The organism is Streptomyces peucetius (assembly GCF_025854275.1).
GTDB lineage: Bacteria > Actinomycetota > Actinomycetes > Streptomycetales > Streptomycetaceae > Streptomyces > Streptomyces peucetius_A.
Window position 1 is genome coordinate 2090929 of the sequence record NZ_CP107567.1, and the last position, 24990, is coordinate 2115918.

Consider the following 24990-nt stretch of genomic DNA (forward strand, 5'->3'; position numbering starts at 1 on the left):
GACCACTTCCGCACATCGTTAAGGAGCAACTGAAACCATGGCGGTTTCCGTAACCCTTCCGGCGCTCGGCGAGAGCGTCACCGAGGGCACTGTCACCCGCTGGCTGAAGGCCGAGGGAGAGCGCGTCGAGGCCGACGAGCCGCTGCTCGAGGTGTCGACCGACAAGGTCGACACCGAGATCCCCGCCCCCGCAGCCGGCGTGCTGGCCTCCATCAAGGTCGCCGAGGACGAGACCGTGGAGGTCGGCGCCGAGCTGGCCGTCATCGACGACGGCTCCGGCACCCCGGCCTCGGCTCCGGCGCCGGCCGCCGCCGAGGCTCCCGCCGAGGCCCCCGCCCCGGCTCCGGCCGCACCGGCCCAGGAGGCGCCGCAGGCCGCGCCGTCCACCGAGGCCGCTGCCCCGGCTCCGGCCCCGACCGCGGAGGCCGCCTCCGGCGGTGGCTCCGCAGAGGGTACCGACGTCGTCCTTCCGGCGCTCGGCGAGAGCGTCACCGAGGGCACCGTCACCCGCTGGCTGAAGGAGGTCGGCGAGGAGGTCGCGGAGGACGAGCCCCTGCTCGAGGTCTCCACGGACAAGGTCGACACCGAGATCCCCGCCCCCGCCGCCGGCGTGCTGCTGGAGATCGTGGTCGGCGAGGACGAGACGGCGGAGGTCGGCGCGAAGCTGGCCGTCATCGGTGCGAAGGGTGCGGCCCCGGCCGCTGCCCCCGCCCCGGCCGTGCCTGCCCCGGCCGCCGCTCCGGCGCCCGCCGCCCAGGCACCGGCGCCCGCCCCGGCTCCGGCTCCGGCTGCCGCACCGGCCCCCGCTCCGGCGGCTCCGGCCCCGGCGCCCGCCGCCCAGGCACCGGCTCCGGCTCCGGCTGCCGCACCGGCCCCCGCTCCGGCCCCGTCGGCTCCCGCCGCGCCCGCCGCCCCGGCCCCGGTCGAGGCGAGCGACGCGTACGTGACCCCGCTGGTCCGCAAGCTCGCCGCCGAGAACGGCGTCGACCTCGGGTCGGTCAAGGGCACCGGCGTCGGTGGCCGTATCCGCAAGCAGGACGTCATCGCCGCCGCGGAGGCCGCCAAGGCCGCCGCTCCGGCTCCCGCCGCCGCTGCCGCCCCGGCCGCCGCGCAGGCACCGAAGCTTGAGGTGTCCCCGCTGCGCGGTCAGACGGTCAAGATGACCCGCATGCGCAAGGTCATCGGCGACAACATGATGAAGGCGCTGCACGGCCAGGCGCAGCTGACCTCGGTCGTCGAGGTCGACATCACCAAGCTGATGAAGCTGCGCGCCCGTGCGAAGGACGCGTTCGCGGCCCGTGAGGGCGTCAAGCTCTCCCCGATGCCGTTCTTCGTCAAGGCCGCCGCCCAGGCGCTGAAGGCCCACCCGGTCGTCAACGCCCGGATCAACGAGGCCGAAGGCACCATCACGTACTTCGACTCGGAGAACATCGGCATCGCCGTGGACTCCGAGAAGGGTCTGATGACGCCGGTCATCAAGGGCGCGGGCGACCTGAACCTCGCCGGCATCGCCAAGAAGACCGCCGAGCTCGCCGGCGCCGTGCGCGCCAGCAAGATCACGCCGGACGACCTCGCCGGTGCGACCTTCACCATCAGCAACACCGGCTCGCGCGGTGCGCTGTTCGACACGATCATCGTGCCGCCGAACCAGGTCGCCATCCTGGGCATCGGTGCCACGGTCCGCCGCCCGGTGGTCGTCAACCACCCGGACCTCGGCGAGACGATCGCGATCCGCGACATGACGTACGTCGCGCTCTCCTACGACCACCGTCTGGTGGACGGCGCGGACGCCGCCCGCTACCTGACGACGGTCAAGGCGATCTTGGAGGCGGGCGAGTTCGAGGTCGAGCTCGGCCTCTGAACCACGCGGCTGTAACCAGCCTCACCTGCTGCGCCCCCGCTCGGGAGTACATCCCGGCGGGGGCGCAGCCGTATTGTCTAAGGGCCACAGGTCGACGCGGCTTTAAGGAGCGCTCCATGACCATCCCCGTCGTCCACTCGCTGCGCGATCAGATCCGCGAGCACATCGTGGAGGGGATCGTCAGCGGTCGCTGGAAGCCCGGGGAACGCATCGTCGAGCGCCGTATCGCCACCGAACTCGAGGTCTCCCAGACCCCGGTGCGCGAGGCGCTGCGCGAGCTGGAGTCGCTGCGGCTGATCGAGTCGGCGCCCAACAAGGGCGTACGGGTACGGAATCTGACGGCCGCGGACCTGGAGGAGAGCTACCCGGTCCGGGCCGGCCTGGAGCAGATCGCGGCGGAACTCGCGGCGGGCCGCCTGGCGGCGGACTGCTCGGCCCTCGAACCGCACGTGGCGGCGCTCTACGAGGCGGACGCGTCCGGGGACTCCGCGGGCCAGGTCCGCCACACCGTGGCCTTCCACCGCGAGTTGGTCCGCGCGGCCGGCAACGGCGTCCTCCTGCACACCTGGGAGGGCCTGGGCATCGAGGTCTTCACGGCGCTGTCGATCCGCTGGCTGGGTACGGTGCAGAAGTCGTACGCGGAGGAGCACCAGGACCTCGTGGAGGCGTTCCGGCGGCGCGACCCGTCCATCGGCGCCCTGGTGAAGGCCCACGTCCTGGGCTGCGCGCCACGCAGCGCTTGAGCGCGCGGCATACCGGGTTCACGCCTCCGGGCGTGGCCCGGTCCGTGTTGTGTGGCGTCCGGGTACCGCTCCGGAGGCCCCGCCCCCGCAACCACCCACCGGCGCAGCCCGCCCGGCCCGGCCCCGCCAGAGGCGCCGGGGCCGGGTGCCGCGCGCCCGGAAAAGGCGCATTCGTACCGGCACCGCGTGCCCACTTTTGCGGCACCGGATGCCAATTTCTCCCCAGGCTTTGATCGATCATCGATCAGAGACTTACAGTTCGACCAAGGGCGTACCCCGCCCTTCGCCCTGTCCTGCCAGACACGGCACCCCCCTTCTCCACCCCCCTCCTGTCCGGAAGGCGGCGATCATGACCGACCCCGTAGGCAAGCTTCCGAGTGAGCTCGACCAGCTCCCGGACCGTGACGCCGAGGAAACCGCCGAATGGGCGGCGTCCCTCGACGCCGTCGCGGAGCACGCAGGCCCGCACCGCGCCGCGTATCTGATGCGCCGCACGCTCCAGCACGCCGAGAAGGCCGGTGTGGCCCTGCCCCGCCTGCTGGAGACGGACTACGTCAACACCATCCCGAGCTCCGCCGAGCCCGCCTTCGACGGCGACGAGGCGATGGAGGCCCGGATCACCGCGTGGAACCGCTGGAACGCGGCCGCCATGGTGACCCGCGGCTCGAAGCACGGCGTCGGCGGCCACATCGCCACGTTCGCCTCGGCGGCCTGGCTGTACGAGACCGGCTTCAACCACTTCTTCCGCGGCAAGGAGGGGGACGGCTCCGGCGACCAGCTCTACATCCAGGGCCACGCCTCGCCCGGCATCTACGCCCGCGCGTTCCTCGACGGCCGCCTCACCGAGGCGCACCTGGACAACTTCCGCCAGGAGGCCGGCGGCAACGGCCTCCCGTCGTACCCGCACCCGCGCCGGCTGCCCTGGCTGTGGGAGTTCCCCACGGTCTCCATGGGTCTGGGCCCGCTCTCCGCGATCTACCAGGCGCGCTTCAACCGCTATCTGCACAACCGCGGGATCAAGGACACCGCCAACTCGCACGTCTGGGCGTTCCTCGGCGACGGCGAGATGGACGAGCCCGAGTCGACGGCGGCACTCGCCCTCGCCTCCCGCGAGCAGCTCGACAACCTGACCTTCGTGATCAACTGCAATCTGCAGCGCCTCGACGGCCCGGTCCGCGCCAACTTCAAGATCGTGCAGGAGCTGGAGGCCCAGTTCCGCGGCGCCGGCTGGAACGTCGTCAAGTCCCTGTGGGGCTCGGCCTGGGACGAGCTGTTCCAGCTCGACACCACGGGCGCGCTGGTGCGGCGGCTGCGCCAGGTACCGGACGCGCAGTTCCAGACGTACGCGACCCGCGACGTGGCCTACATCCGTGAGCACTTCTTCGGCGCCGAGCCGGCGCTGGCCGAGCTGGCCAAGCTGCTCTCCGACGCGAAGATCGCCGAGTGCTTCTACACCTCCCGCGGCGGCCACGAGGCCCGCAAGGTGTACGCGGCGTACCGCGCGGCGCTCGCCCACAAGGGCGCACCGACCGTGATCCTCGCGCAGACGGTGAAGGGCTACACGCTCGGCAAGGGCTTCGAGTCCAAGAACGCCAACCACCAGATGAAGAAGCTGACGATCGACGAGTTCAAGGGCATGCGTGACCTGCTCGGGCTCCCGATCGCCGACAGCGCCTTCGAAGACGGCGTCGTGCCGTACGGCCACCCGGGTGCCGACTCGCCGGAGGTGCGCTACCTCCAGGAGCGCCGCGCCGCCCTCGGCGGCCCTGCCCCGGCCCGCCGGATGCACGCCTCCGCGCCTCTGCCGGAGCCGGAGGAGCGCGCGTTCAAGGCCCTGTACAAGGGGTCGGGCAAGCAGGAGATGGCCACGACCATGGCGTTCGTCCGCCTGGTCAAGGACCTGATGCGGGACAAGCAGACCGGCAGGCGCTGGGTGCCGATCGTTCCCGACGAGGCCCGTACCTTCGGTATGGAGTCGCTGTTCCCGTCGGCGGGCATCTACTCGCCGCTGGGCCAGACGTACGAGCCGGTCGACCGCGACCAGCTGATGTACTACAAGGAGGCCAAGGACGGCCAGATCCTCAACGAGGGGATCACCGAGGCCGGTGCCATGGCCGACTTCATCGCCGCCGCGACGTCGTACGCGACGCACGGCGAGACGATGATCCCGTTCTACATCTTCTACTCGATGTTCGGCTGGCAGCGGACCGGCGACCAGATGTGGCAGCTCGCCGACCAGCTCGGCAAGGGCTTCATCGTCGGCGCCACGGCCGGCCGTACGACGCTGACCGGTGAGGGCCTCCAGCACGCGGACGGCCACTCGCATCTGATCGCGGCCACGAACCCGGCGTCGCTGAACTACGACCCGGCGTTCGCGTACGAGATCGCGGTGATCGTCAAGGACGGTCTGCGCAGGATGTACGGCCCGGACGCCGAGGACGTCTTCTACTACCTCACGGTCTACAACGAGCCGAAGGTGCAGCCCGCGATGCCGGAAGGCGTCGAGGAGGGCATCGTCAAGGGCCTCTACCGCTTCAACGAGGGCTCGGCGGGCGCGGACGCGCCGCGTCTGCAGCTCCTCGCCTCCGGTACGGCCATCCACTGGGCGCTCGAGGCCCAGCGGCTGCTGGCCGCCGACTGGAACGTGGCCGCCGACGTGTGGTCCGCGACCTCGTGGGGCGAGCTGCGCCGCGACGCCCTGGAGGCGGACGAGGCCCTGCTCCGCGGTGAGCAGCGCACTCCGTACGTCACCCGGGCGCTGGAGGGCGCGCCGGGCCCGGTGCTGGCGGTCTCCGACTGGATGCGCCAGGTGCCGGACCAGATCAGCCAGTGGGTGGAGCAGGACTGGTCCTCGCTCGGCACGGACGGCTTCGGCCTCTCGGACACGCGTGACGCGGCCCGCCGCCACTTCGGTGTCGACGCCCAGTCGATCACGGTCGCGGCGCTGGCCCAGCTCGCCCGCCGCGGCGAGGTCCCGGCCTCGGCCGTGAAGGAGGCGCGCGAGCGCTACGGCCTGTAGAGACGGCCGGTCGAGACATGGCGTGGCCCCTGCCGTACGAACGGCAGGGGCCACGCCCGTTTCGCCTGTGCGCCGGGCCGGGGCCTCACTCGGCGGGACGGGCTCCCGGCGGCGGCTCCTCGGGTTCCGGTGCGTGGCTCCGCAGCCTGACGATGGCGGCGACGAGGCCGCCCCACACGACGGCGATGGCGATGATCATCATGATGATGGCGCCGGTCGACATCAGTGCTCCTTCCTGTCGGCGGGTGACTCCATGTCGAGGTCGACGTCCTCACCGCCGGCCTTCCACGGCAGCAGCGTGAGGATGATGCCGATGACGAGCGCGCCGATGGCGACACCCCACCCGGCGGTGAGCAGGAAGCCGGTCGAGTAGCCCTCGTAGTTCTCGTCGAATTCGGTGCGGAGGCTGTCCACCATCATCCAGCCCAGTACGAGCGGGGTGATGACGCCGAGACAGATGCGCCACCAGTGTCCGAGGCGGACGGCGGACGTGGCGTCCGCGTTCTGCTGCAGCGTCGGCAGCTTCCGCAGCAGCCAGGCGATGACGACCAGCGACACCAGAGCCGCGAGCGCGATGCCGTACTGGTTGATGAAGTGGTCGGAGGCGTCCAGCAGGAACAGTCCGTCGTCGGTGGGGAACAGCAGGATGGACACCAGGGCCACCAGGCCGCCGATGCCGAGCACCGCGGGCATCCGGCGCATGCCGGTGCGGTCCTGCACGGCGGAGACGACCACCTGCACGATGGAGATCAGCGAGGAGAGTCCCGCGATCACCAGGGAGCTGAAGAAGAGCACTCCGAAGAGGCCGCCGAGCGGCATCTCGGAGATGACGGCCGGGAACGCGACGAACGCCAGGCCGATGCCGGCGGTCGCGACCTCGCCGACGGGTACCCCGGCGGCGGTGGCCAGATAGCCGAGCGTCGCGAAGACCCCGATGCCCGCCAGGATCTCGAAGGAGCTGTTGGCGAAGCCCGCCACCATGGCGGAGCCGGTGAGGTCCGCACGCCGGCCCAGGTACGACGCGTACGTGATCATGATGCCGAAGCCGATCGACAGCGAGAAGAAGATCTGGCCGTACGCGGCGACCCAGACACTTCCGTTGGTCAGTTCCGACCAATCGGGTGAGAAGAGGGCGTCCAGACCGCTCGCCGCGCCGTCCAGGGTGAGCGCCCGGATCACCAGTGCCACGAAGAAGACGACGAGCAGCGGGATGAAGATCTTGTTGGCGCGTTCGATGCCGCGCCGGATGCCGAAGGCCAGGATGGCCAGTACGACCACCCACACGGCGATCAGCGGCCACAGCACCCCGGGAACATAGCTGGAGATGACGCCGGGGGTCTCCGCGGTCCTGAGGAAGTCGCCGAAGAGGAAGGTCTCGGGGTCGTCGCCCCACTGCCGGCCGACGGAGAAGCCGACGTAGCGGATCGCCCACGCGATGATGACGGCGTAGTAGGTGGCGATCACGAAGGAGATGACGACCTGCCACCAGCCGATCACCTCCGCGGGCCTCGACATCCGGCGCAGAGCGGCCGGCGGGGACATCCGGTACTTGCGGCCGACCGTGTACTCCATGATGAGCAACGGGATGCCGGCGGTGAGGAGGGCGATCAGGTACGGCAGCAAGAAGGCCCCGCCGCCGTTCTCGTAGGCAATGGCGGGAAAGCGCCAGATGTTGCCGAGTCCGATGGCCGAACCGATGGCGGCCATCAGGAACCCGGCACGCGTGGCCCACTGTTCACGTGGCTGCTGCGTCATATGCGTTCCTCGGGTCTTCTGATGGGGGCGTGCTCCAGAATTGACCGAAACTGACCTCTTGGCACGGTAGCCCGCGCAGCACGTCCCGGCGACGCGTCGGAAGGGCCCTCACGGGTGATGCTTGACCCTGACACCGTGTGAAGCCGTGCACTGGGAGACGTCATGTTCACCATCGGAGACTTCGCCCGGCACGGCCGTGTGTCCGCCCGGATGCTGCGTCACTACGACGCGATCGGGCTGCTGCGGCCGGAGCACACCGACCCTTTCACCGGCTACCGCCACTACTCCGCGGCCCAGCTCGCCACGCTCAACCGTGTCGTCGCCCTCAAGGATCTCGGCTTCACCCTGCTGCAGGTGCGGCAGATCCTCGAGGAGCGGGTGAGTACGGAGGAACTGCGCGGCATGCTCAAGCTGCGGCAGGCGGAGCTCGAGGAGTCGATGGCCGCGGCGGCCGCCAGGCTGGCGCAGGTCGAGGCGAGGCTCCGGTCGATCGAGAGCGAGGGTTACATGCCCACCCAGGACATCATGATCAAGAGCGTTCCGGCCGTACGGGTCGCCGTGCTGTCCGCCGTCGCGGCCAGTTACGCCCCCGAGCACATCGGGCCGGTGATCGGTCCGCTGTACGACCAGCTGTTCACCCGGCTGCAGGCCGCGGGAATCACCCCGGCCGGTCCGGGCATCGCCTGCTACGAGGACGCCCCGGACGGCACCGGCGCGGTCCTGGTGCACGCCGGCTGCACGGTCCCCGCAGACCAGGAGCCCGGTCGGGTCCCGGGCGAGGACTTCGAGATCGTGGAGCTGCCCGCCGTCGAACGGGCGGCGACGATCGTGCACCGCGGTCCGATGGACTCGGTCATGCCCACGGAGCAGACGCTGGCCCGCTGGATCGACGCGGGCGGTCACAGCTCCGCCGGCTATGCCCGTGAGGTCTACCTGGAGTGCCCTGCGGACAAGGAGAAGTGGGTGACGGAGCTCCAGGTACCGCTGGCCTGAGCTGCGCCATGATGAGGGCATGCGCGCTGCCCGGCTGATCAAGATGGTGCTCCTGCTGCAGACCCGGCCCTCGATGACCGGGGCGGAACTGGCCCGGGAGCTCGAGGTGTCCGAGCGGACGGTCAGCCGGGACGCGCTCGCGCTGTCGGAGGCGGGTGTCCCGGTCTACGCGGACCGAGGGCGGGCCGGCGGCTACCGGCTCGTCGGCGGGTACCGGACGCGGCTCACCGGACTGGCCCGCAGCGAGGCCGAGGCGCTGTTCCTCTCCGGGCTTCCGCAGGCGCTGCGCGACATGGGGCTCGAGGACGCGGCGTCCGCGGCACGTCTGAAGGTGTCCGCGGCGCTGCTCCCCTCGCTGCGGAACGCTCCGGAATCCGCGGCCGGGCGCTTCCATCTGGACGCGCCGGGCTGGTACCAGGAACCGGAGACGCCGGCGCTGCTGCCGGTGATCGCCGAGGCGGTGTGGGAGGACTGTCGCGTCCGGGCGTCGTACCGCCGCCGGGACACCGAGGTGGAGCGGGAGCTGGAGCCGTACGGGCTCGTGCTCAAGGCGGGTGTCTGGTACCTCTGCGCGCGGGCGGAGGGCAGCTTCCGGGTGTACCGGATCGACCGGTTCACGTCCGTGTCCGCGGACGGCGAACCCTTCGAGCGGGACCCGGAATTCGACCTTCCGGCCTTCTGGGAGGAGCGGGCCGCGCAGTTCGCGCGTTCCCTGCTCCGTGCCGAGGTCGTGGTCCGCCTGACCGCGGAGGGGGCGCGGCGGTTGGCACACGTCACGGACCGGGCGGCCGCGGAGGAGGCGCTCGCGGCGGCGGGCCCGCGCGACGGCGCGGGGCACGTGACGTGCACGCTGCCGGTGGAGTCGCTGGACGTGGCGTACGCCCAACTGCTCGTGCTGGGGCCGGAGGTGGAGGTTCTGGCCCCCGCCGAACTGCGGGAGCGCTTCGCGCGGACGGCGGCCCGGATGGGTGAGGTGTACGCCGGGCCCGGCCTGGGACCGGACCCGGCGTGAGGCGTCACAGGGTGAGCATCAGGGTGCCGCCGTCGAAGTAGTTGCCCATGTTCTTGAGGACGGAGACGTTGCCGTTCCCGGACTCGTGGACGAAGAGGTCGTCCTTGCCGTCACCGTCCATGTCGGCGGGGGTGATCCGGTCACGGTTGCGGATCGCCTTGACCCAGCCGGCCAGGTCGTCGACGCGGCTGTCGACCGCGCCGGTGCGGACCTCGGCGGCGTCCGTACCGAAGCAGCCGCCCTGCAGGAACGGCTGTGCAGCGCAGCGAGCTCGGCCGTGCCGTCCTCGCTGAGCCGCAGCGCCGGGCCGCCGGTGTCGCCCTGGCAGACGGAGACGCCGTTCTGCCCGGTCAGGGCGACGGTGGTGGCGTCCGTGGAGTCCACCCGGAAGCCGCCGGTGTGGAGCCGGTCCGGCACCCGGGTGGTGCCGGTGCGGCCGAACCCTGCGCCGGTGAGGGTCTCGCCCGCGACGGGGGCGGTGGTGGCCAGGGCGACCGGCGTGATGCCGGCCACGGGCCGCGCGAGACGGGCCATGACGACGTCGCGGTCGGCGCGCGGGACGACCTCGACGACCTGGCCTAGGTGCCCAGAGTGGCCGTGGTCTTCAGCGCGGGACGCCCGGCGCGACCTCCGCGCCGGGGGTCGCGGCGAAGCAGCTCGTCGCGGTGAGCAGCCACTGCTGGTGGACCAGGGCGGCGGAACAGCCACGCATGGCGGTGCCCTCGCCGATGCGGAGCTGGGCGGTGAAGGCGTGGGCTCCGTCCGCGGCGGGCTCGCCGCTCACGGCGTGGGCGGCCGGCGACGCGGTGAGCAGGCCGGCGGCGACGGCGGACACGATTCCGGCGACGAGCGCGCCGCGGGTGCGTCTGACGGGGGGCGTTGTACCGGGCAAGAGTGCTGTCCTCACATGAGGGGCTCGGCCCGCCCCGGGGCGGGGCGTCGGTGCTCCCGCATGCGGGTGCGCCCGTCGCCCGGGCGGCGACGAGCGCGGGCCGGGCAAGATCAAATCGATGTTGCCTCCGCATTGTCGCAACGGAAACCGGGCAACAACCGCCGGTATTCGGCACGTTCACCGCGGGACGCAGGGAACAGGTGGCCAAAAATAGACCAACTGTTCGCCGAGTGTGGGCAGGTCAGCGGTAGTCCTCCGGCCGCGGCGTCCCGCCCGCCCGCTCGGCCAGCATGTACCCCCACACGTCGGGCCTGCTGCCGTCCGCGTCCGTGACGCCGTACTCCCTCGCCAGCCGGCCGCTGTCGAGGGACTGCCCGTTCCAGCGGGCCCGTTCGGGGTCGGCGGCGAGTGCCGCGACGCCCCGGCCCACGTACACGGGCGACTCGGAGAGATCCCAGTGCTTCTGCTTGGCCACGCCGTCGCGCCAGTTCTCCTCGGTGAGACCGAAGATGTCGAGCATCTCCTCGGAGCGGAGGAAGCCGGGTGTGACGGCGACGGCCGTGCAGCCGACGCTCTTCAGCTCCTCGCCGAGGACGAACGCCATGCGGATCGGGCCGTTCTTGGCGAGGTCGTAGTAGAAGTTCTCACGGAAGCTCTTGTTCGTCTCGGCCGTGCCGTCGGTGACCTCGACGACCAGACCGCCCGGTTCACGGACCAGCAGGGGCAGCGCGACGCTGCTGGTGATGATGTGGCTCTTCACGCCGAGATCGAGCATCCGCAGCCCGCGCTCCAGATCGACGTCCCACATCCTTGTGTCGAAGTCGAGCAGGAAGTTCCCTCCCCAGATGTCGTTGACGAGGATGTCGAGCCGGCCCTGCTCGCGGTCGATGCGCTCGACCAGGGCCCGTACCTGTTCCGTCTTGAGGTGGTCGGTGGGGACCGCGATCCCCTTTCCGCCCGCCGCGGTGACCAGGTCGGCGGTCTCCTCGATGGTTTCCGTGGGCCGGCCGACCTCGCTGACGTGTCCGCGAGTGGTCCGCCCGGTCACGTACACCGTCGCGCCTGCGGCGCCGAGTTGGACGGCGATGGCCCGGCCCGCGCCCCGCGTGGCTCCGGCGACCAGTGCGATTCTGCCGTCGAGCGGCTTGTTCGTCGTCATGGACCGACCGTCGCACGGATACCGGACATCTACTGTCCGGCTTGCTCGGCCGAGGTCCCGGATTGCGAAACAGCCGCTTTTCGGCTCCTCCGCGTGCGCGGGCCGGTGCCAGCCACGATGCTTGACCCGTGATGGACGAGACGGAGTTCTGGGAGATCATCGACAGCACCCGCGAGGCCGCCGAGGGCGACCCCGAGGACCACGCGGAACTGCTCGTGGAGCGGCTGCTGCAGCTCGACCCCGACTCCGTGCTCGACTTCGCGCGCCACTTCGAGGCCCGCTACAACCGCGCCTACACCTGGGACCTGTGGGGCGCCGCAGCGGTCCTGCTGGGCGGGGCGAGCGACGACGCGTTCGACTACTTCCGCTGCTGGCTGATCGGGCAGGGCCGGGAGATCTTCGAGAGCGGGGTGCACGAGCCGGACACGCTGGCCGAGCTGCTGGACGAGTTCGACGAGGACATCGACGGCGACGGCGAGGAGCTCGGTTACGCGGCGGACGAGGCGTACGAGCAGCTGACCGGCGCCGACGCTCCCGATCTGGGCATCCCCGTGCAGTCCGCCGAGCCGGCCGGCACGCCGTTCGACTTCGACGACGACATGGCGCTGGCGGCACGGTTCCCGAAGCTGTGGGAACGCTTCGGCGGTCTCTGACGGCCCGTCGGTCCAGCCTGTGCCATCACCCGTTTCCCCCGGACAGCGGGCCGAGGCCACGGCGCCGGATTTCAATGAGCCCATGTCGACACCGCGGTATTCCCCCGACCGGACCGCCCCACGCCGCGGCAAGGGACTGCTGCGGCGCACCGGAGAGTGGTGCGCCCGCCACTTCGTGACGGTCCTCGTCCTGTGGCTGGCGGCCGTGGTCGGTCTGCAGGTCCTGGACCGGGCGTACGGCGGCGACTACTCCGACGACTTCTCTCTGCCGGGTACACAGTCGCAGGACGGCCTGGACGTGCTCAAGGCCCATGAGCCGTCCGCCGGCGGTTACAGCGCGCAGATCGTGCTCCACGACTCGGCGAAGCCGCTCACCGATGTGAGCAGCCAGATGTCCACGGCGGTGACCGACCTCGGGAAACTGCCGCATGTGCTCTCGGCGCAGAACCCGCTGCCCGCGCCGGGCGCAGAGCCGCCGACGCCGCCCGCCGGCACCCCGAACGTCGGGCCGCTCTCCACCGATCGGAAGACGGCGTACATCACTGTCCGGTTCGACGTCCAGCCCTCCACCCTCGAGGACTCCTACTTGGACGGTGTGGACTCGGCGGTGCAGCCGCTGCGAGCCGCCGGCGTGGACGTGGAGTACGGCGGCACACTCGGGGAGCTGGCCCGGCCGGAACCGGACGACCACACCAGTGAGGCGATCGGTTTCTCGGTGGCGATCCTGGTGCTGCTGATCGGCTTCGGCAGTGTGCTCGCGGCCGTACTGCCTCTGGTGACCGCCCTGATCGCGGTCGTCAGTGGACTCGCCCTGCTGGGTCTGCTGGCCGCCGCGTTCACCTTCGCCACCGTCTCGCCGACGCTGGCCACCATGATCGGACTCGGGGTCGGGATCGACTACGCGCTGTTCCTCATCACCCGCCACCGCCAGAACCTTGTGGACGGCCGGGACCCGGTGTCCGCCGCCGGCCACGCCACGTCCACCAGCGGCAGAGCCGTGCTGGTCTCCGGCTGCACGGTCGTCATCGCGCTGTCCGGTCTGTGGGTGTCCGGCATCGGTTTCATCGGCAAGCTCGGCCTGGCGGCGGCCGTCACCGTCGTCACGGCGGTGCTCGGCGCGCTCACGCTGGTCCCCGCCGTGCTCGGGCTGACCGGCCGGTGGATCGACCGGCTCCGCGTACGTCGGACCGTGGCCGAGACCGAGGCGCAACCGGGCGAGGAGGCCCACGGCCCCTGGCACCGGTACGCGCAGCGGGTGGAGCGGCGGCCATGGTGGTTCCTGGCCGGCGGGACGGTCGTGCTGGCGGTCCTCGCGGTGCCGCTGTTCTCCATCCAGCTCGGGCACATCGGCGACGGCGCCGACCCGAAGTCGTTCACCGACCGGCGGGCGTTCGACCTGATGTCGAGCGCCTTCGGGCCCGGCTCCAACGGACCGCTGACGCTGGTCGTCGACCAGTCCGACGTGCCGGATCCGGACCGCTCCGCCCTCGCCACACAGGCGCAGAACGCGCTCACGAACGTACCCGACGCCGCCACGATCACCCCTCTGAAGGCCACCTCCGACGGCGACGTCCTGATCTCCACCGCGTACTCCGTCGCCTCCCCGCAGGACGAGCGGACCACGCAGCTGGTCAACCACCTGGTCGACGACGTGCTGCCGCAGGCGGTGAAGGGCACCGACGCCCGGACCTATGTCACCGGTACGACGGCGGCCCAGGTCGACTTCCTCGACATCGTCTCCAGCCGGCTGCCGCTGATCATCGCGGTGGTCGTCGGGCTGGCGTTCATCGTGATCCTCGTCGTGTTCCGGGGGGTCCTGGTGGCGGTGAAGGCTGCCGTGCTCAACGTGCTGTCCATCGCCGCCTCGTACGGCGTACTGGTGGCGGTCTTCCAGTGGGGATGGGGCGGACCGGCGCTCGGGGTCTCGGGCGAGGTGCCGATCGAAAGCTATGTGCCGATGATGATGTTCGCCATCGTCTTCGGCCTCAGCATGGACTACGAGATCTTTCTGCTCTCCCGTGTCCACGAGGCGTGGCTGCGCACCGGCGACCCGCACGCGAGCGTCGCGCACGCGCTGGAGATCACCGCCCGGGTCATCACCTGCGCCGCTCTGATCATGGTCAGTGTGTTCGCGGCGTTCATCATCAGCGACAACATCGTGGTGAAGATGCTGGGGCTCGGTCTGGCCGCCAGTGTGCTCATCGACGCGACGGTCGTCCGGCTGCTGCTCGTGCCCGCCGCGATGACCCTGCTGGGCAGAGCGGCGTGGTGGACCCCCCGGTGGCTGGACCGGCTGCTGCCGCACGTGGACACCGAGGGCGAGGGGCCGACGACCGCCGGCACCGGTGCTACACCGCGCTCGTGAGGGACCGGCCCATCAGCACGTCGTCCACGTACCGCCCGTCGAGGTGGAACTCGCCCGGCAGGACCCCCTCGACGGCGAATCCCTCCGCCTCGTAGAGCGCCCGTGCCGGGGCGTTGTGGGCGAGCACGCGCAGGGTGATGCGCAGGGCGCCCTGGCGCCGCGCCTCGTCGCACGCCGCCCGCAGCAGGGCCCGGCCGACGCCGCGGCCGCGGGCCCGGTCGGCCACGGCCAGGCCCTGGATCTGGCGCACGTGCCGGTTGCAGGCCAGCGGGGTCGGCGGGACCAGCCGGATGTAGCCCACGACCGCCCCGGCGGCGTCCTCGGCGACGAGGAACTGCTCGGGGTGGTGGTTCCGGTCGAAGAACGGGTCGTACGGCGGCTGGGGCCGGGGCGTCACGGCGTGCAGCGGCGACCAGGTGGCGCGGTCGAGTTCGCCGAGCTCCGCCTCGTCGGACCGGCGCGCGGGACGTATGTGCGATTCGGGCATGGCGTCACTGTGCCACGACGGAGGCCGCGGGCAGGATGGGGTCATGCAACGATCTCGAATCGCCGTCACGGGCGCCTCCGGGCTCATCGGCGGGACTCTGGTGCGCTCCCTGCGCGCGGACGGTCACGAGGTGGTGCGCCTGGTGCGGCGTGCCCCCAGGGCCGCGGACGAGGTCCGGTGGGATCCCGCGCGGCAGTACGTCGACGTGGCGGGTCTGGCCGGCTGTGACGCGGTGGTGCACCTGGCGGGCGCGGGGGTGGGCGACCACCGCTGGACGGAGGCGTACCGCAAGGAGATCCGCGACAGCCGTGTCCTCGGCACGGCCGCGATCGCGGAAGCCGTCGCCTCCCTGGACGTGCCGCCGCGGGTGCTGGTGAGCGGAAGCGGCGTCAGTTACTACGGCGACACCGGCGGCCGGGCCGTCGACGAGAGCGCGCCGCCCGGGGACGGCTTCCTGTCCGACGTGTGCGTGGAGTGGGAGGAGGCCACGGCCGCCGCGCAGGAGGCGGGGGTGCGAACGGCCGTGGTGCGCACGGGACTCGTGGTGGCGCGGCAAGGGGGCGCGTGGGGGCGGATGTTCCCCCTGTTCAAGGCGGGGCTCGGGGGCCGGCTGGGCAGCGGCCGGCAGTACTGGAGCTTCATCTCCCTGCACGACACCGTGGCGGCGCTGCGGCACATCCTGGACACGGAGTCGCTGTCCGGGCCCGTCAACCTCACGGCGCCCGAGCCGGTGACCAACCGGGAGGCGACCGCGGCGATGGGCCGGGTGCTGCGCCGCCCTGCGCCGTTCGCGGTGCCGGCCCCGGCGCTGCGGGTGGTGCTCGGCGGGCTGGCTGACGACGTACTGAGCAGCGGGCGGGTGCTGCCGGCGGCGCTGCTGGGGTCGGGCTTCTCGTTCGCCTTCCCCCGGATCGACGACGCGGTCCGCGCGGCACTCGACTAGCCGGGGGCGGGGGCGTTCGAAGGCGCTGGTCCGGCGGGGACGGGCGGGGGTTCAGGGGCACCGGTCCGGCGGGAGCGGGGGGTTCAGGGGCACCGGTCCGGCGGGAGCTGCGGTTCCGGGGCGGCCGGACCGCTGCGTTGGGGCGTGCGACGGACGGCGTGCGCCCCCGCGCTCCGGTGCTCCGCGATGTGCGCTACCTCCCCGGGCCGCACCCCTCTTTAGTCTCGAACGGAACTCGGGTATTCCTCGGGCCTGTTGGGGGCATGAGCTTCCCACCAGCCGCGCCGACCTCGGGGAGGGGCACGTGCTCAGCACCGCTCATGATGCGGACGTCGTCATCGTCGGGGGCGGGATCGCCGGACTCTCGGCGGCCCACCGGCTGACCGGTGCGGGGGTCACCGTCAGCGTTCTGGAGGCCGCCCCCGTCGTCGGCAGAACGGCCACCGTGCAGCTCGACGGGTTCCGGCTCGACAGGACGGGCCGGCTGCTCTGCACCTCGTACCCGGAGCTGCGCCGTACGGCGGCGCTGCGGGACGCCGATCTGCGGATGTTCTCCCCCGGGGTACTGGTCCACAGCGGGGGCCGGCTGCAGCGGACCGGTGAGGTCGGCGGCGCGCGGTGGGGCTCGGTCCACGGCCGCCGCAGCGCGGGACGGGGAGCGCCGCCCGGCGGCCAGGGGTCGGGGTCGGGGGTCGCCTTCAGCGTGGCGCGTGCTCTCGCGAGTGCTCCTCGTCCTCGGCAGCTGGACCAGGCCCGCCTCGGAGCCTCGCTGGCCCGTCTCGCCGCGACGCCGGTGGACCGCGTCCTGGCCCGGCCGGAACGTTCCGCCGCAGAGGCGCTGTACGGGCGCGGGCTGCCCCCGCGTACGGTGCACGGCTTTCTGCGCCCGCTGCTGTCCGCGCTGCTGGGCGACCCGGAGCTGACCAGCACCTCGAGCCGGTGCGCCGACCTGGCCCTGCGCGGCTACGCGCGCGGCCGCCTGTGCGTGCCGGCCGGTGGTGCGGCCACCCTGCCCGAACTGCTGGCGGCCGGGCTCCCGGCGGGGTCCGTACGGACGGGGGTCAAGGTCACCGACGTCTCCACGACGTCCGTGACCACGGAGGAGTACGGGCAGGTCCACTGCCGTTCGGTGCTGCTGGCCACCGGGGCGCGGGCGGCGGCGGAGCTGCTGCCGGGGCTGCGTGTGCCGTCGTACCACCCGGTGACGGTGCTGCACCACACGGCGCCCGAATCGCCGCTCAGGGATCCGTCGCTGGTGCTGGACGCCGACCGGAGCGGGCCGGTGTCGCACACGGCGGTGATGAGCGAGGTCGATCCGTCCCGGGCGTCGGACGGCCGGGTCCTGATCTCGTCGACGGTCCTCGGCGAGCCGCCGGAGGATCTCGACCGCCGGGTGCGGCGGCAGCTGGCGACGCTGTACGGCAGGCCGACGGACGACTGGGAGCTGCTCGCCGTCCACTACGACCCGGAGGCGGTGCCCGCGATGCCCGCGCCGCACGACCTGCGCCGGCCGGTGCGGGTGCTGTCCGGCCTGTACGTCTGCGGCGACCACCGCGACACGGGAACGGTGCAGGGCGCGCTCTTCTCCGGCCGCAGGGCCGCGCACGCGATCCTGAACGACTTCGGCATCCGCCCGGGCACCGCGGCGGCGTCCCTGACGGCAGCCGCCTGAGCCCTGCCGGGCGAACCGGTGGCCCCGGACCCCCACCGGGATCGGGGGCCTGCCGGGGCGGCGCGCAGGGTCAGCTCAGGGCCGACACACGGTCGCGGTACGTGTGGACCGGCGCCGCGTCCCGGTACGGCTCCAGACGGCGTTCGAACTCGCGCACGTACTCCGTCGCCCGCACCGACCGCATCTCCGACGCCTGGAGTGCCGCCTCCGCGCCCAGCGCGCACGCCTGCTCCAGCTCCCCCAGGCCGAGCCGGGCCGAGGCCAGCACGATCCGGCAGAAGAGCCGACTGCGGGCGAAGGCGGGGGCGCGCAGCTGCAGGGAGCGTTCCGCGTGCTGGGCGGCGCTCCGGTACTGCCGCAGGTCCCGGTGGCAGTGGCCGAACTCGTCCGCCATCTGTGCCTCGTCGAAGAAGCGCGCCCAGTGCGGCACGTCGTCCCCGGGCCGGGCCGCCTCGAGAGCGCGCTCGGCCCGTACGAGCGCGGCCGTGCAGGACCGTGCGTCGCCCAGCACCCCGTGCCCGCGGGCCTCGGCGCAGTGCAGCAGCGCCTGCACCAGCGGTGGCGCCGAGGGGCCCACACCCTGCTGGGCGACCCGTGTGAGCTGCACGGCTTCCCGGCCGTGGCCGAGGTAGACGGCCTGCCGGCTCATGGTGACCAGCACGTAGGAGCCGTAGGCCCGGTCCCCCGCCGCCTGGGAGAGCCGCAGCGCCTGGACGAAGTACCGCTGCGCGAGCCCGTGCGCCGCGATGTCGTAAGAGGTCCAGCCGGCGAGCCTGGTCAGGTCGGCCGCCGCGGCGAACAGCCGCCTCCCGGTCGTCTCGCCGTACATGCCGCGCAGCATCGGCTCCGCCTCGTGCTCGAGGTAGCGCACGAGCGCCTGCCGGGCGTGTCCTCCGCCGTACGCGTGGTCGAGGGCGCGGAACAGTTCGCCCACCGACCGCAGGGCGGCGATGTCGCCGCCGGAGACCTTCTGGCCGGCGCCACGGTCGGTGACGCCGCGCTGCCGCGGCACGGCCGACCTGGTGCCCTGCTGCAGGACCCGGCCCGAACCGGTGGGCGCCCCCGTGTCGACGCGGCCCACCCGCTCGTCCGCACGGCCGATCAGCCAGTCCCGGCTCGGCACGACCAGTCCGGCCGGGGTGAACGCGATCTTGCGGAGCTCGGCATGGCTGCCGGAGTCCTTGCGCCACAGCCCGCTGACGATGTCCACTGCCTCCTCCGGGGTGGCGGCGAACTCGAGTCCCGCGTACACGGGGGCGCAGGCGTCGAGCCCCAAGTCCTGGGCCGAGAGCCGGCGGCCGAGTCTGCGGGTGAACACCTCGGCGATCAGCGCGGGCGTCGTGCCGCGCGGCTGCTGGCCGCGGAGCCAGCGGGTCACGGAGGTCTTGTCGTACCGGAGGTCCAGGCCGTGTTCGAGACCCAGCTGATCCACTCTGCGGGCGAGACCGGCATGGGAGAAACCGGCCTCGGCGATGAGCGCGGCGAGCTGCCGGTTGGGGGTGCGCTGGGTGGTCCGTTCCGTCATCGGTTGTGGCGTCTCCTGCCTTCCGGGCCGGGAGCAGCCCATGGGAGTACCTCCTGGGGGTCCCCCAGGCGTAGCTCTGGGGGAGAAGTCCTGGGGAGGAACGGCGCGAATTTAGCGGCCATCCCCGACTGTTCCGCCACCTTCGCCCCACATTCATCCGATCGTGTGAGGATTGAGGGCGCTACTGGCCGCGGCACTGACGGGAACGCCCTGCCCGGCCGTCACGTTCTGACCCGCCGTACAGTGGCTGGGGTCCGGTCACCACCGGTCAGAGGTTCGAGGGAGGCACAGCCGTGAGTGAGCTGCGGTTCGTCCGACTGGGGTTCGGCGAGAACGCCGTCGAGTACCAGGAGGCATGGCAGAAGCAGCGCGAGGTCCACGCCGCCCGCTTCGCGGACGAGATCCCTGACACCTGTCTGCTGCTGGAACACCCGCCGGTCTACACGGCGGGGCGGCGCACCGAGGACAGTGAGCGCCCCCTGGACGGGACGCCGGTCATCGACGTGGACCGCGGCGGGAAGATCACCTGGCACGGCCCCGGCCAGCTGGTGGGCTACCCGATCCTGAAGCTGCCGCGTCCGGTGGACGTCATCGCGCACGTACGCCGTCTCGAGGACGCCCTGATCGCCACCTGCGCCGAGTTCGGCGTGGAGACGAGCCGCGTCGAGGGGCGCAGCGGTGTGTGGGTCCTCGGCGACCCGGTGCACGAGCGGCCGTCGCTCGGCGGACTGTCGCTGGACTTCGACCCCCGGCTGCAGGACGACGAGTTCGACCCGCGGCTGAACGGCCCGGAGTACGCCCCGTCCAACGCCGGCCAGCGCCGCGAGGACCGCAAGCTCGCGGCGATCGGCATCCGGATCGCCAAGGGCGTCTCGATGCACGGCTTCTCGCTGAACGTGAACCCGGACAACACCTGGTTCGACAGGATCGTGCCGTGCGGCATCCGCGACGCGGGCGTGGCCTCGCTCGCGGGCGAGCTGGGCCGGGACATCACGATCGAGGAGGTGCTCCCGGTGGTGGAGAAGCATCTGCGCCTGGTGATGGAGAACGCGGTGCTGCTGCCCCGCGAGATCGACAAGACAGAGCCCGAGGCGGCGGACACCGCAATGACCGAGGCCGAGAAGGCGCCCGTCTGACGCCGTCGGGCCCGGGAGGAATGCCGACCCCGGGCCACAGGTTGGCCGTACGTAAGGCCGCACTTTTAACGGGCGTACCCTGGTGTCCGCCGAAGAATCGAAGCTGTAGGGAGCCGGTCGTGTCCGCAGTCGCACCCGACGGACGCAAGATGCTGCGCCTGGAGGTCCGTAACAGCCAGACCCCCATCGAGCGCAAGCCCGAGTGGATCAAGACCCGGGCGAAGATGGGTCCCGAGTACAACCAGCTGCAGAAACTGGTCAAGAGCGAGGGTCTGCACACGGTCTGCCAGGAGGCCGGCTGTCCGAACATCTTCGAGTGCTGGGAGGACCGCGAGGCGACCTTCCTCATCGGCGGCGACCAGTGCACCCGTCGCTGTGACTTCTGTCAGATCGACACCGGCAAGCCGCAGGCCCTCGACCGCGACGAGCCGCGCCGCGTCGGTGAGTCGGTCGTCACGATGGACCTGAACTACGCCACGATCACCGGCGTCGCCCGCGACGACCTGGAGGACGGCGGTGCCTGGCTGTACGCGGAGACCGTGCGCCAGATCCACGGGCAGACGGCGGACCGCGAGGCGGGCCGTACCAAGGTCGAGCTGCTGATCCCGGACTTCAACGCGGTGCCCGAGCAGCTGGCCGAGGTCTTCTCCTCCCGTCCGGAGGTGCTCGCGCACAACGTCGAGACGGTGCCGCGGATCTTCAAGAGGATCCGCCCCGGTTTCCGTTACGAGCGTTCTCTGGAGGTCATCACGCGCGCCCGCGAGGCCGGTCTGGTGACGAAGTCGAACCTGATCCTCGGCATGGGCGAGACCCGCGAGGAGGTCAGCGAGGCCCTGCAGCACCTGTACGACGCCGGCTGCGAGCTGATCACCATCACGCAGTATCTGCGTCCGTCCGTGCGCCACCACCCGGTGGAGCGCTGGGTGAAGCCGCAGGAGTTCGTGGAGCTGAAGGAGGAGGCCGACGAGATCGGCTACTCCGGAGTCATGTCGGGCCCGCTGGTGCGTTCTTCGTACCGGGCCGGCCGGCTCTTCCAGCAGGCGATGGAGGCCCGTGCCGCGCAGGCGGGGGCCACCCAGGCTCTGTGAATTCAGGCACAAGCAACTACTGGTCGGTAATGGCCGGTTGTCCGCGGTCCGTGCCCTCCCCGCAGGTCGGGGGCGGGGTACGGGCCGCGTCCTCGTTCCGGTGGGCCCGCGACCCGTGAGATCGTCCTTCATCAGCGTTTGACCGGCCGGTCACCCCCTGGTAACACCAATCAGTGACGCTGAACTCACGCACAGCTCCCGCTCATCACCGCTCACCCCGAGGGGGAACCGCCACCATGCAGGCCGCGCCGGTACGCCACGTCAGGGCCAACCCGATCCCGTCCGTCACCGGCGCGTTGCGCGCCATGGAGTCCCTCCTGCTGAGCGGCGGCCAGCGCACCGCCCGCCGCAACGCATGGGCGGCGGTCCTCGAGGACCGCCGCCGGGCCAAGGACCGGGTGGAGGCTCAGCACGTACTGGAGGCCGCGGCGACCCGCACTTCGCAGGCCACGTAAACTTCCGGTATGGCGAGGAAGGCAAATTCAGACAGCGCTGACGCTGCTGCGGAACCGGGGCGACTGAAGCAGATCGCCCTGACGTACAAGATGACCCGGAAGGCCGACCCGAAGGTCGGGCTTGTCGTCGCGGGTGTGGGAATCGTCACCTTCGGTGTCTTCCTCGGGATCGGCTTCCTGATCGATCACCCCATCTACCTGGGCATCCTCGGCTTCGTGCTGGCTTTCCTGGCGATGGCGATCATCTTCGGGCGGCGGGCGGAGCGGGCGGCCTTCGGGCAGATGGAGGGCCAGCCCGGCGCGGCGGCCGCCGTGCTGCAGAACGTCGGGCGCGGCTGGACCACAACCCCGGCGGTGGCGATGAACCGCAACCAGGACGTCGTGCACCGGGCGGTCGGCAAGGCCGGCATCGTGCTGGTGGCCGAGGGCAACCCGAACCGGCTGAGGTCTCTGCTCGCGGCCGAGAAGAAGAAGATGAACCGCATCGTCGTGGACGTCCCCGTGCACGACATCATCGTCGGCGACGACGAGGGGCAGGTGCCGCTGAAGAGGGTGCGCACCACGATGCTCAAGCTCCCGCGGGTGCTCAGCGGCCCCCAGGTGACGGCGGCCAACGACCGGCTGCGCGCCATGGGCGACCTGATGAGCAACATGCCGCTGCCGAAGGGCCCGATGCCCAAGGGCATGCGGATGCCACGCGGCGGCAAGATGCGCTGACGCGCCCGACGACGACACATGGGGCGGGGGCCGGGCCCGGGGCCGGGCCCCCGCCCCATGTGTCTCGCGGCCCCGTGCGCCTCGCGGCCTCATGTGCCTCGCGCTGTGCGCCGAGTGCCCGCTGCCCGCAGGGCTGCGACGGCGATCAGACGCGTCAGATGCGTACCTGGACCGCGCGGGCGAGGCGGTCGTGCAGCCCGCGCCCGTCCCGGTCCCAGACCAGCGCGGGGATGGCGAGGCAGAGCAGCAGACCGCGGACCACGGCCCGGCCGAAGCCGAGACGGTCGCCGCTCTCCGAGACGACGCGCAGCCCGAAGATCCGCTTGCCCGGGGTGGAACCGACGGTGCCCACGGTGAGCACGCTCAGCACGAAGAAGATCACGAGAGCCCGGTTGGACGTCGCCTGCTGACTACTCGCGGCGAACAGTCCGTATGCAATCAGGAAACATGTCCCCCAGTCGACGAAGAGCGCTCCGAAGCGGCGCCCGAGGGGGGCGACGGAGCCCGGTCCCCGCTCCGGCAGACCCAGCCGCTGACCGCGGTACCCGAAGTCGACACCCATGTCCTCCGCGGCCGCGCGGGGCCCGGAGAGCCACGATCCGATTGCTTGCCTGTTGTCCACCCGTCCACGGTACTGCGCCCCCTTTCACCCGCCTGCGCCCGGGGCCGCTCCCGCGCTGTGACCCTCGCCCGGTTAACTTCGTCGAAACAAATGGGTCATGCTGGAGAAATGCCGTCCGCCTAGGGTCGATACCAGCGTGTGCCACCGCACTGGCCGCACGGACGAGCTGCAACCCCGCCCCTCCCGGGTGGGAGTAGGAGGAGTTGGATGTTCCAGAACGCCGATGACGCCAAGAAGTTCATCGCGGACGAGGACGTCAAGTTCATCGATGTCCGGTTCTGCGACCTGCCTGGCGTGATGCAGCACTTCACGATCCCGGCAGCGGCGTTCGACCCGACCGAGGAGCTGGCCTTCGACGGCTCGTCGATCCGCGGCTTCCAGGCCATCCACGAGTCCGACATGGCGCTCCGTGCCGACCTGTCGACGGCCCGTGTCGACCCGTTCCGCCGTGACAAGACGGTCAACATCAACTTCTTCATCCACGACCCGATCACCGGCGAGCAGTACAGCCGTGACCCGCGGAACGTGGCCAAGAAGGCCGAGGCGTACCTGGCCTCCACCGGCATCGCCGACACCGCGTACTTCGGCCCCGAGGCCGAGTTCTACGTGTTCGACAACGTGCGCTTCCAGACCTCGGCGAACGAGTCCTTCTACCACATCGACTCCGAGGCCGGCGCCTGGAACACCGGCGCCATCGAGAACAACCGCGGCTACAAGGTCCGCTACAAGGGCGGCTACTTCCCGGCCCCGCCGGTCGACCACTTCGCCGACCTGCGCGCGGAGATCTCCCTGGAGCTGGACAAGAACGGCCTCCAGGTCGAGCGCCAGCACCACGAGGTCGGCACCGCCGGCCAGGCCGAGATCAACTACAAGTTCAACACGCTGCTCGCCGCGGCCGACGACCTGATGCTCTTCAAGTACATCGTGAAGAACGTCGCCTGGCGCAACGGCAAGACCGCGACGTTCATGCCGAAGCCGATCTTCGGCGACAACGGCTCGGGCATGCACGTCCACCAGTCCCTGTGGCAGGGCGGCGACCCGCTGTTCTACGACGAGCAGGGCTACGCGGGCCTCTCCGACACCGCCCGGTACTACATCGGCGGCATCCTCAAGCACGCCCCGTCGCTGCTGGCCTTCACCAACCCGACGGTGAACTCGTACCACCGCCTGGTCCCCGGCTTCGAGGCCCCGGTCAACCTGGTCTACTCGCAGCGCAACCGCTCCGCCGCGATGCGTATCCCGATCACCGGCTCGAACCCGAAGGCCAAGCGCGTCGAGTTCCGCGCCCCGGACCCGTCGTCCAACCCGTACCTGGCCTTCTCGGCGCTGCTCCTCGCGGGTCTCGACGGCGTCAAGAACAAGATCGAGCCGGCCGAGCCGATCGACAAGGACCTCTACGAGCTCGCCCCCGAGGAGCACGCGGGCGTCCCGCAGGTCCCGACCTCCCTGCCGGCGGTCCTCGACGCCCTCGAGGCGGACAACGAGTACCTGCAGGCGGGCGGCGTCTTCACGTCCGACCTGATCGAGACGTGGATCGACTACAAGCGCACCAACGAGATCGCCCCGATCCAGCTGCGCCCGCACCCGCACGAGTTCGAGCTGTACTTCGACATCTAAAACCGCCGCAGGTCAGAGGGCTTCCCGCTCGCCTGCGCCGTCTGTGGGCCGTCGGCCGTGTTCTTCCCCCACCGGAAGGCACGGCCGACGGCCTTTTCTGTCGGGCGCCCGAACCTCTGCCGGGGCTACGGGTCGTCCGCGAGACGGACCTCTGTGGTCGGGCCGGCCGGATCTTCTCCAGGAGGAGCCCCGGCCGTCCGCCACAGGGGAGCGGACGAACCAGGCGGCCCTCAGAGTCGGCGCCTGCCAGATCGCGGCGCTCGGGGCTTGCGGTGC

The 24990-nt window shown here is 71.4% G+C and carries 21 protein-coding genes and 1 pseudogene; 14 read left to right on the forward strand and 8 right to left on the reverse strand.

Translation table 11 applies throughout. The features are described from left to right. Window positions 1–37: 37 nt before the first annotated feature. From sucB to aceE, 3 genes are all read left to right on the forward strand, one after another. Window positions 38–1861, forward strand: coding sequence for a 2-oxoglutarate dehydrogenase, E2 component, dihydrolipoamide succinyltransferase (sucB, locus tag OGH68_RS09590; RefSeq protein WP_264242926.1), 1824 nt, complete (start codon window positions 38–40; stop codon window positions 1859–1861). A 116-nt stretch (window positions 1862–1977) separates the two neighbouring features. Next, window positions 1978–2604 carry a GntR family transcriptional regulator gene (locus OGH68_RS09595; RefSeq protein ID WP_264242927.1) on the forward strand — a complete coding sequence of 209 codons (627 nt, stop codon included), beginning with the start codon at window positions 1978–1980 and terminating at the stop codon, window positions 2602–2604. Between the two features lie 349 nt (window positions 2605–2953). After that, window positions 2954–5623 (forward strand): pyruvate dehydrogenase (acetyl-transferring), homodimeric type, encoded by a 2670-nt coding sequence (aceE, locus tag OGH68_RS09600; RefSeq protein WP_264242928.1) that lies wholly within the window; start codon window positions 2954–2956, stop codon window positions 5621–5623. Window positions 5624–5708: 85 nt separating this feature from the next. On the opposite strand, the gene OGH68_RS09605 is transcribed toward aceE, so the two are convergent. Further along, window positions 5709–5846 carry a methionine/alanine import family NSS transporter small subunit gene (locus OGH68_RS09605; RefSeq protein WP_264242929.1) on the reverse strand — a complete coding sequence of 46 codons (138 nt, stop codon included), beginning with the start codon at window positions 5844–5846 and terminating at the stop codon, window positions 5709–5711. Next, window positions 5846–7378 carry a sodium-dependent transporter gene (locus OGH68_RS09610; RefSeq protein ID WP_264242930.1) on the reverse strand — a complete coding sequence of 511 codons (1533 nt, stop codon included), beginning with the start codon at window positions 7376–7378 and terminating at the stop codon, window positions 5846–5848. Before OGH68_RS09610 ends, OGH68_RS09605 begins: the two co-directional genes overlap by 1 nt. A 162-nt stretch (window positions 7379–7540) precedes the next feature. Between OGH68_RS09610 and OGH68_RS09615 the strand changes: the two genes are divergently transcribed. Beyond that, window positions 7541–8371: a MerR family transcriptional regulator gene (locus tag OGH68_RS09615; protein ID WP_264242931.1), complete on the forward strand. Its 831-nt coding sequence runs from the start codon at window positions 7541–7543 to the stop codon at window positions 8369–8371. Between the two features lie 19 nt (window positions 8372–8390). Then, a complete protein-coding gene (locus OGH68_RS09620; protein WP_264242932.1) occupies window positions 8391–9383 on the forward strand; it encodes a helix-turn-helix transcriptional regulator in 993 nt (330 codons plus the stop codon). A gap of 306 nt (window positions 9384–9689) precedes the next feature. Here OGH68_RS09620 and OGH68_RS09625 read toward each other — a convergent pair. The 3 genes and pseudogenes from OGH68_RS09625 to OGH68_RS09635 all read right to left on the reverse strand — a co-directional run. Further along, window positions 9690–9917 (reverse strand): annotated as a pseudogene (locus tag OGH68_RS09625) (trypsin-like serine protease); the annotation flags it as partial. 70 nt (window positions 9918–9987) lie between these two features. Beyond that, window positions 9988–10275 carry a S1 family peptidase gene (locus OGH68_RS09630; protein WP_264242933.1) on the reverse strand — a complete coding sequence of 96 codons (288 nt, stop codon included), beginning with the start codon at window positions 10273–10275 and terminating at the stop codon, window positions 9988–9990. Window positions 10276–10516: 241 nt separating this feature from the next. After that, window positions 10517–11434, reverse strand: coding sequence for an SDR family oxidoreductase (locus OGH68_RS09635; RefSeq protein ID WP_264242934.1), 918 nt, complete (start codon window positions 11432–11434; stop codon window positions 10517–10519). A gap of 131 nt (window positions 11435–11565) precedes the next feature. Between OGH68_RS09635 and OGH68_RS09640 the strand changes: the two genes are divergently transcribed. Both OGH68_RS09640 and OGH68_RS09645 read left to right on the forward strand, forming a co-directional pair. Continuing rightward, a complete protein-coding gene (locus tag OGH68_RS09640) occupies window positions 11566–12087 on the forward strand; it encodes a DUF4240 domain-containing protein (RefSeq protein ID WP_264249993.1) in 522 nt (173 codons plus the stop codon). Between the two features lie 82 nt (window positions 12088–12169). Next, window positions 12170–14452 carry an MMPL family transporter gene (locus OGH68_RS09645; RefSeq protein WP_264242935.1) on the forward strand — a complete coding sequence of 761 codons (2283 nt, stop codon included), beginning with the start codon at window positions 12170–12172 and terminating at the stop codon, window positions 14450–14452. Here OGH68_RS09645 and OGH68_RS09650 read toward each other — a convergent pair. Continuing rightward, window positions 14436–14939, reverse strand: a complete 504-nt coding sequence (locus OGH68_RS09650; RefSeq protein WP_264242936.1) for a GNAT family N-acetyltransferase — start codon at window positions 14937–14939, stop codon at window positions 14436–14438. The two genes, OGH68_RS09645 and OGH68_RS09650, sit on opposite strands and share 17 nt — an antisense overlap. Before the next feature lie 43 nt (window positions 14940–14982). On the opposite strand from OGH68_RS09650, the gene OGH68_RS09655 reads away from it, so the two are divergent. Together OGH68_RS09655 and OGH68_RS09660 are read left to right on the forward strand one after the other, a co-directional pair. Next, on the forward strand, window positions 14983–15882 hold the full coding sequence (locus tag OGH68_RS09655) for a TIGR01777 family oxidoreductase (RefSeq protein WP_264242937.1): 900 nt from the start codon (window positions 14983–14985) through the stop codon (window positions 15880–15882). A 304-nt stretch (window positions 15883–16186) separates the two neighbouring features. Further along, entirely contained in the window at window positions 16187–17554 is a 1368-nt protein-coding gene (locus OGH68_RS09660) for an NAD(P)/FAD-dependent oxidoreductase (RefSeq protein ID WP_264242938.1), read from the forward strand. Between the two features lie 70 nt (window positions 17555–17624). On the opposite strand, the gene OGH68_RS09665 is transcribed toward OGH68_RS09660, so the two are convergent. Beyond that, on the reverse strand, window positions 17625–19079 hold the full coding sequence (locus OGH68_RS09665; protein WP_264242939.1) for a regulator: 1455 nt from the start codon (window positions 19077–19079) through the stop codon (window positions 17625–17627). A gap of 293 nt (window positions 19080–19372) precedes the next feature. Between OGH68_RS09665 and lipB the strand changes: the two genes are divergently transcribed. The 4 genes from lipB (at window position 19373) to OGH68_RS09685 (ending at window position 22475) form a co-directional block, all read left to right on the forward strand. Continuing rightward, entirely contained in the window at window positions 19373–20215 is an 843-nt protein-coding gene (gene lipB, locus OGH68_RS09670; RefSeq protein ID WP_264242940.1) for a lipoyl(octanoyl) transferase LipB, read from the forward strand. Window positions 20216–20334: 119 nt separating this feature from the next. Further along, window positions 20335–21303: a lipoyl synthase gene (lipA, locus tag OGH68_RS09675; RefSeq protein WP_264242941.1), complete on the forward strand. Its 969-nt coding sequence runs from the start codon at window positions 20335–20337 to the stop codon at window positions 21301–21303. A 236-nt stretch (window positions 21304–21539) separates the two neighbouring features. After that, entirely contained in the window at window positions 21540–21758 is a 219-nt protein-coding gene (locus OGH68_RS09680; RefSeq protein ID WP_264242942.1) for a hypothetical protein, read from the forward strand. A gap of 9 nt (window positions 21759–21767) precedes the next feature. Next, entirely contained in the window at window positions 21768–22475 is a 708-nt protein-coding gene (locus OGH68_RS09685) for a DUF4191 domain-containing protein (RefSeq protein WP_264242943.1), read from the forward strand. A 154-nt stretch (window positions 22476–22629) separates the two neighbouring features. On the opposite strand, the gene OGH68_RS09690 is transcribed toward OGH68_RS09685, so the two are convergent. Next, on the reverse strand, window positions 22630–23097 hold the full coding sequence (locus OGH68_RS09690) for an RDD family protein (protein ID WP_264242944.1): 468 nt from the start codon (window positions 23095–23097) through the stop codon (window positions 22630–22632). Window positions 23098–23304: 207 nt separating this feature from the next. Between OGH68_RS09690 and glnA the strand changes: the two genes are divergently transcribed. Beyond that, window positions 23305–24714, forward strand: coding sequence for a type I glutamate--ammonia ligase (glnA, locus tag OGH68_RS09695; RefSeq protein ID WP_264242945.1), 1410 nt, complete (start codon window positions 23305–23307; stop codon window positions 24712–24714). Window positions 24715–24990 lie beyond the last annotated feature (276 nt).

Bases quoted from the DNA above. Each gene is read 5' to 3' on its own strand.
- sucB (WP_264242926.1), top strand. From the start codon at position 38: ATGGCGGTTTCCGTAACCCTTCCGGCGCTCGGCGAGAGCGTCACCGAG.
- OGH68_RS09595 (WP_264242927.1), top strand. From the start codon at position 1,978: ATGACCATCCCCGTCGTCCACTCGCTGCGCGATCAGATCCGCGAGCAC.
- aceE (WP_264242928.1), top strand. From the start codon at position 2,954: ATGACCGACCCCGTAGGCAAGCTTCCGAGTGAGCTCGACCAGCTCCCG.
- OGH68_RS09605 (WP_264242929.1), bottom strand. From the start codon at position 5,846: ATGTCGACCGGCGCCATCATCATGATGATCATCGCCATCGCCGTCGTG.
- OGH68_RS09610 (WP_264242930.1), bottom strand. From the start codon at position 7,378: ATGACGCAGCAGCCACGTGAACAGTGGGCCACGCGTGCCGGGTTCCTG.
- OGH68_RS09615 (WP_264242931.1), top strand. From the start codon at position 7,541: ATGTTCACCATCGGAGACTTCGCCCGGCACGGCCGTGTGTCCGCCCGG.
- OGH68_RS09620 (WP_264242932.1), top strand. From the start codon at position 8,391: ATGCGCGCTGCCCGGCTGATCAAGATGGTGCTCCTGCTGCAGACCCGG.
- OGH68_RS09635 (WP_264242934.1), bottom strand. From the start codon at position 11,434: ATGACGACGAACAAGCCGCTCGACGGCAGAATCGCACTGGTCGCCGGA.
- OGH68_RS09640 (WP_264249993.1), top strand. From the start codon at position 11,566: ATGGACGAGACGGAGTTCTGGGAGATCATCGACAGCACCCGCGAGGCC.
- OGH68_RS09645 (WP_264242935.1), top strand. From the start codon at position 12,170: ATGTCGACACCGCGGTATTCCCCCGACCGGACCGCCCCACGCCGCGGC.
- OGH68_RS09650 (WP_264242936.1), bottom strand. From the start codon at position 14,939: ATGCCCGAATCGCACATACGTCCCGCGCGCCGGTCCGACGAGGCGGAG.
- OGH68_RS09655 (WP_264242937.1), top strand. From the start codon at position 14,983: ATGCAACGATCTCGAATCGCCGTCACGGGCGCCTCCGGGCTCATCGGC.
- OGH68_RS09665 (WP_264242939.1), bottom strand. From the start codon at position 19,079: ATGACGGAACGGACCACCCAGCGCACCCCCAACCGGCAGCTCGCCGCG.
- OGH68_RS09680 (WP_264242942.1), top strand. From the start codon at position 21,540: ATGCAGGCCGCGCCGGTACGCCACGTCAGGGCCAACCCGATCCCGTCC.
- OGH68_RS09685 (WP_264242943.1), top strand. From the start codon at position 21,768: ATGGCGAGGAAGGCAAATTCAGACAGCGCTGACGCTGCTGCGGAACCG.
- glnA (WP_264242945.1), top strand. From the start codon at position 23,305: ATGTTCCAGAACGCCGATGACGCCAAGAAGTTCATCGCGGACGAGGAC.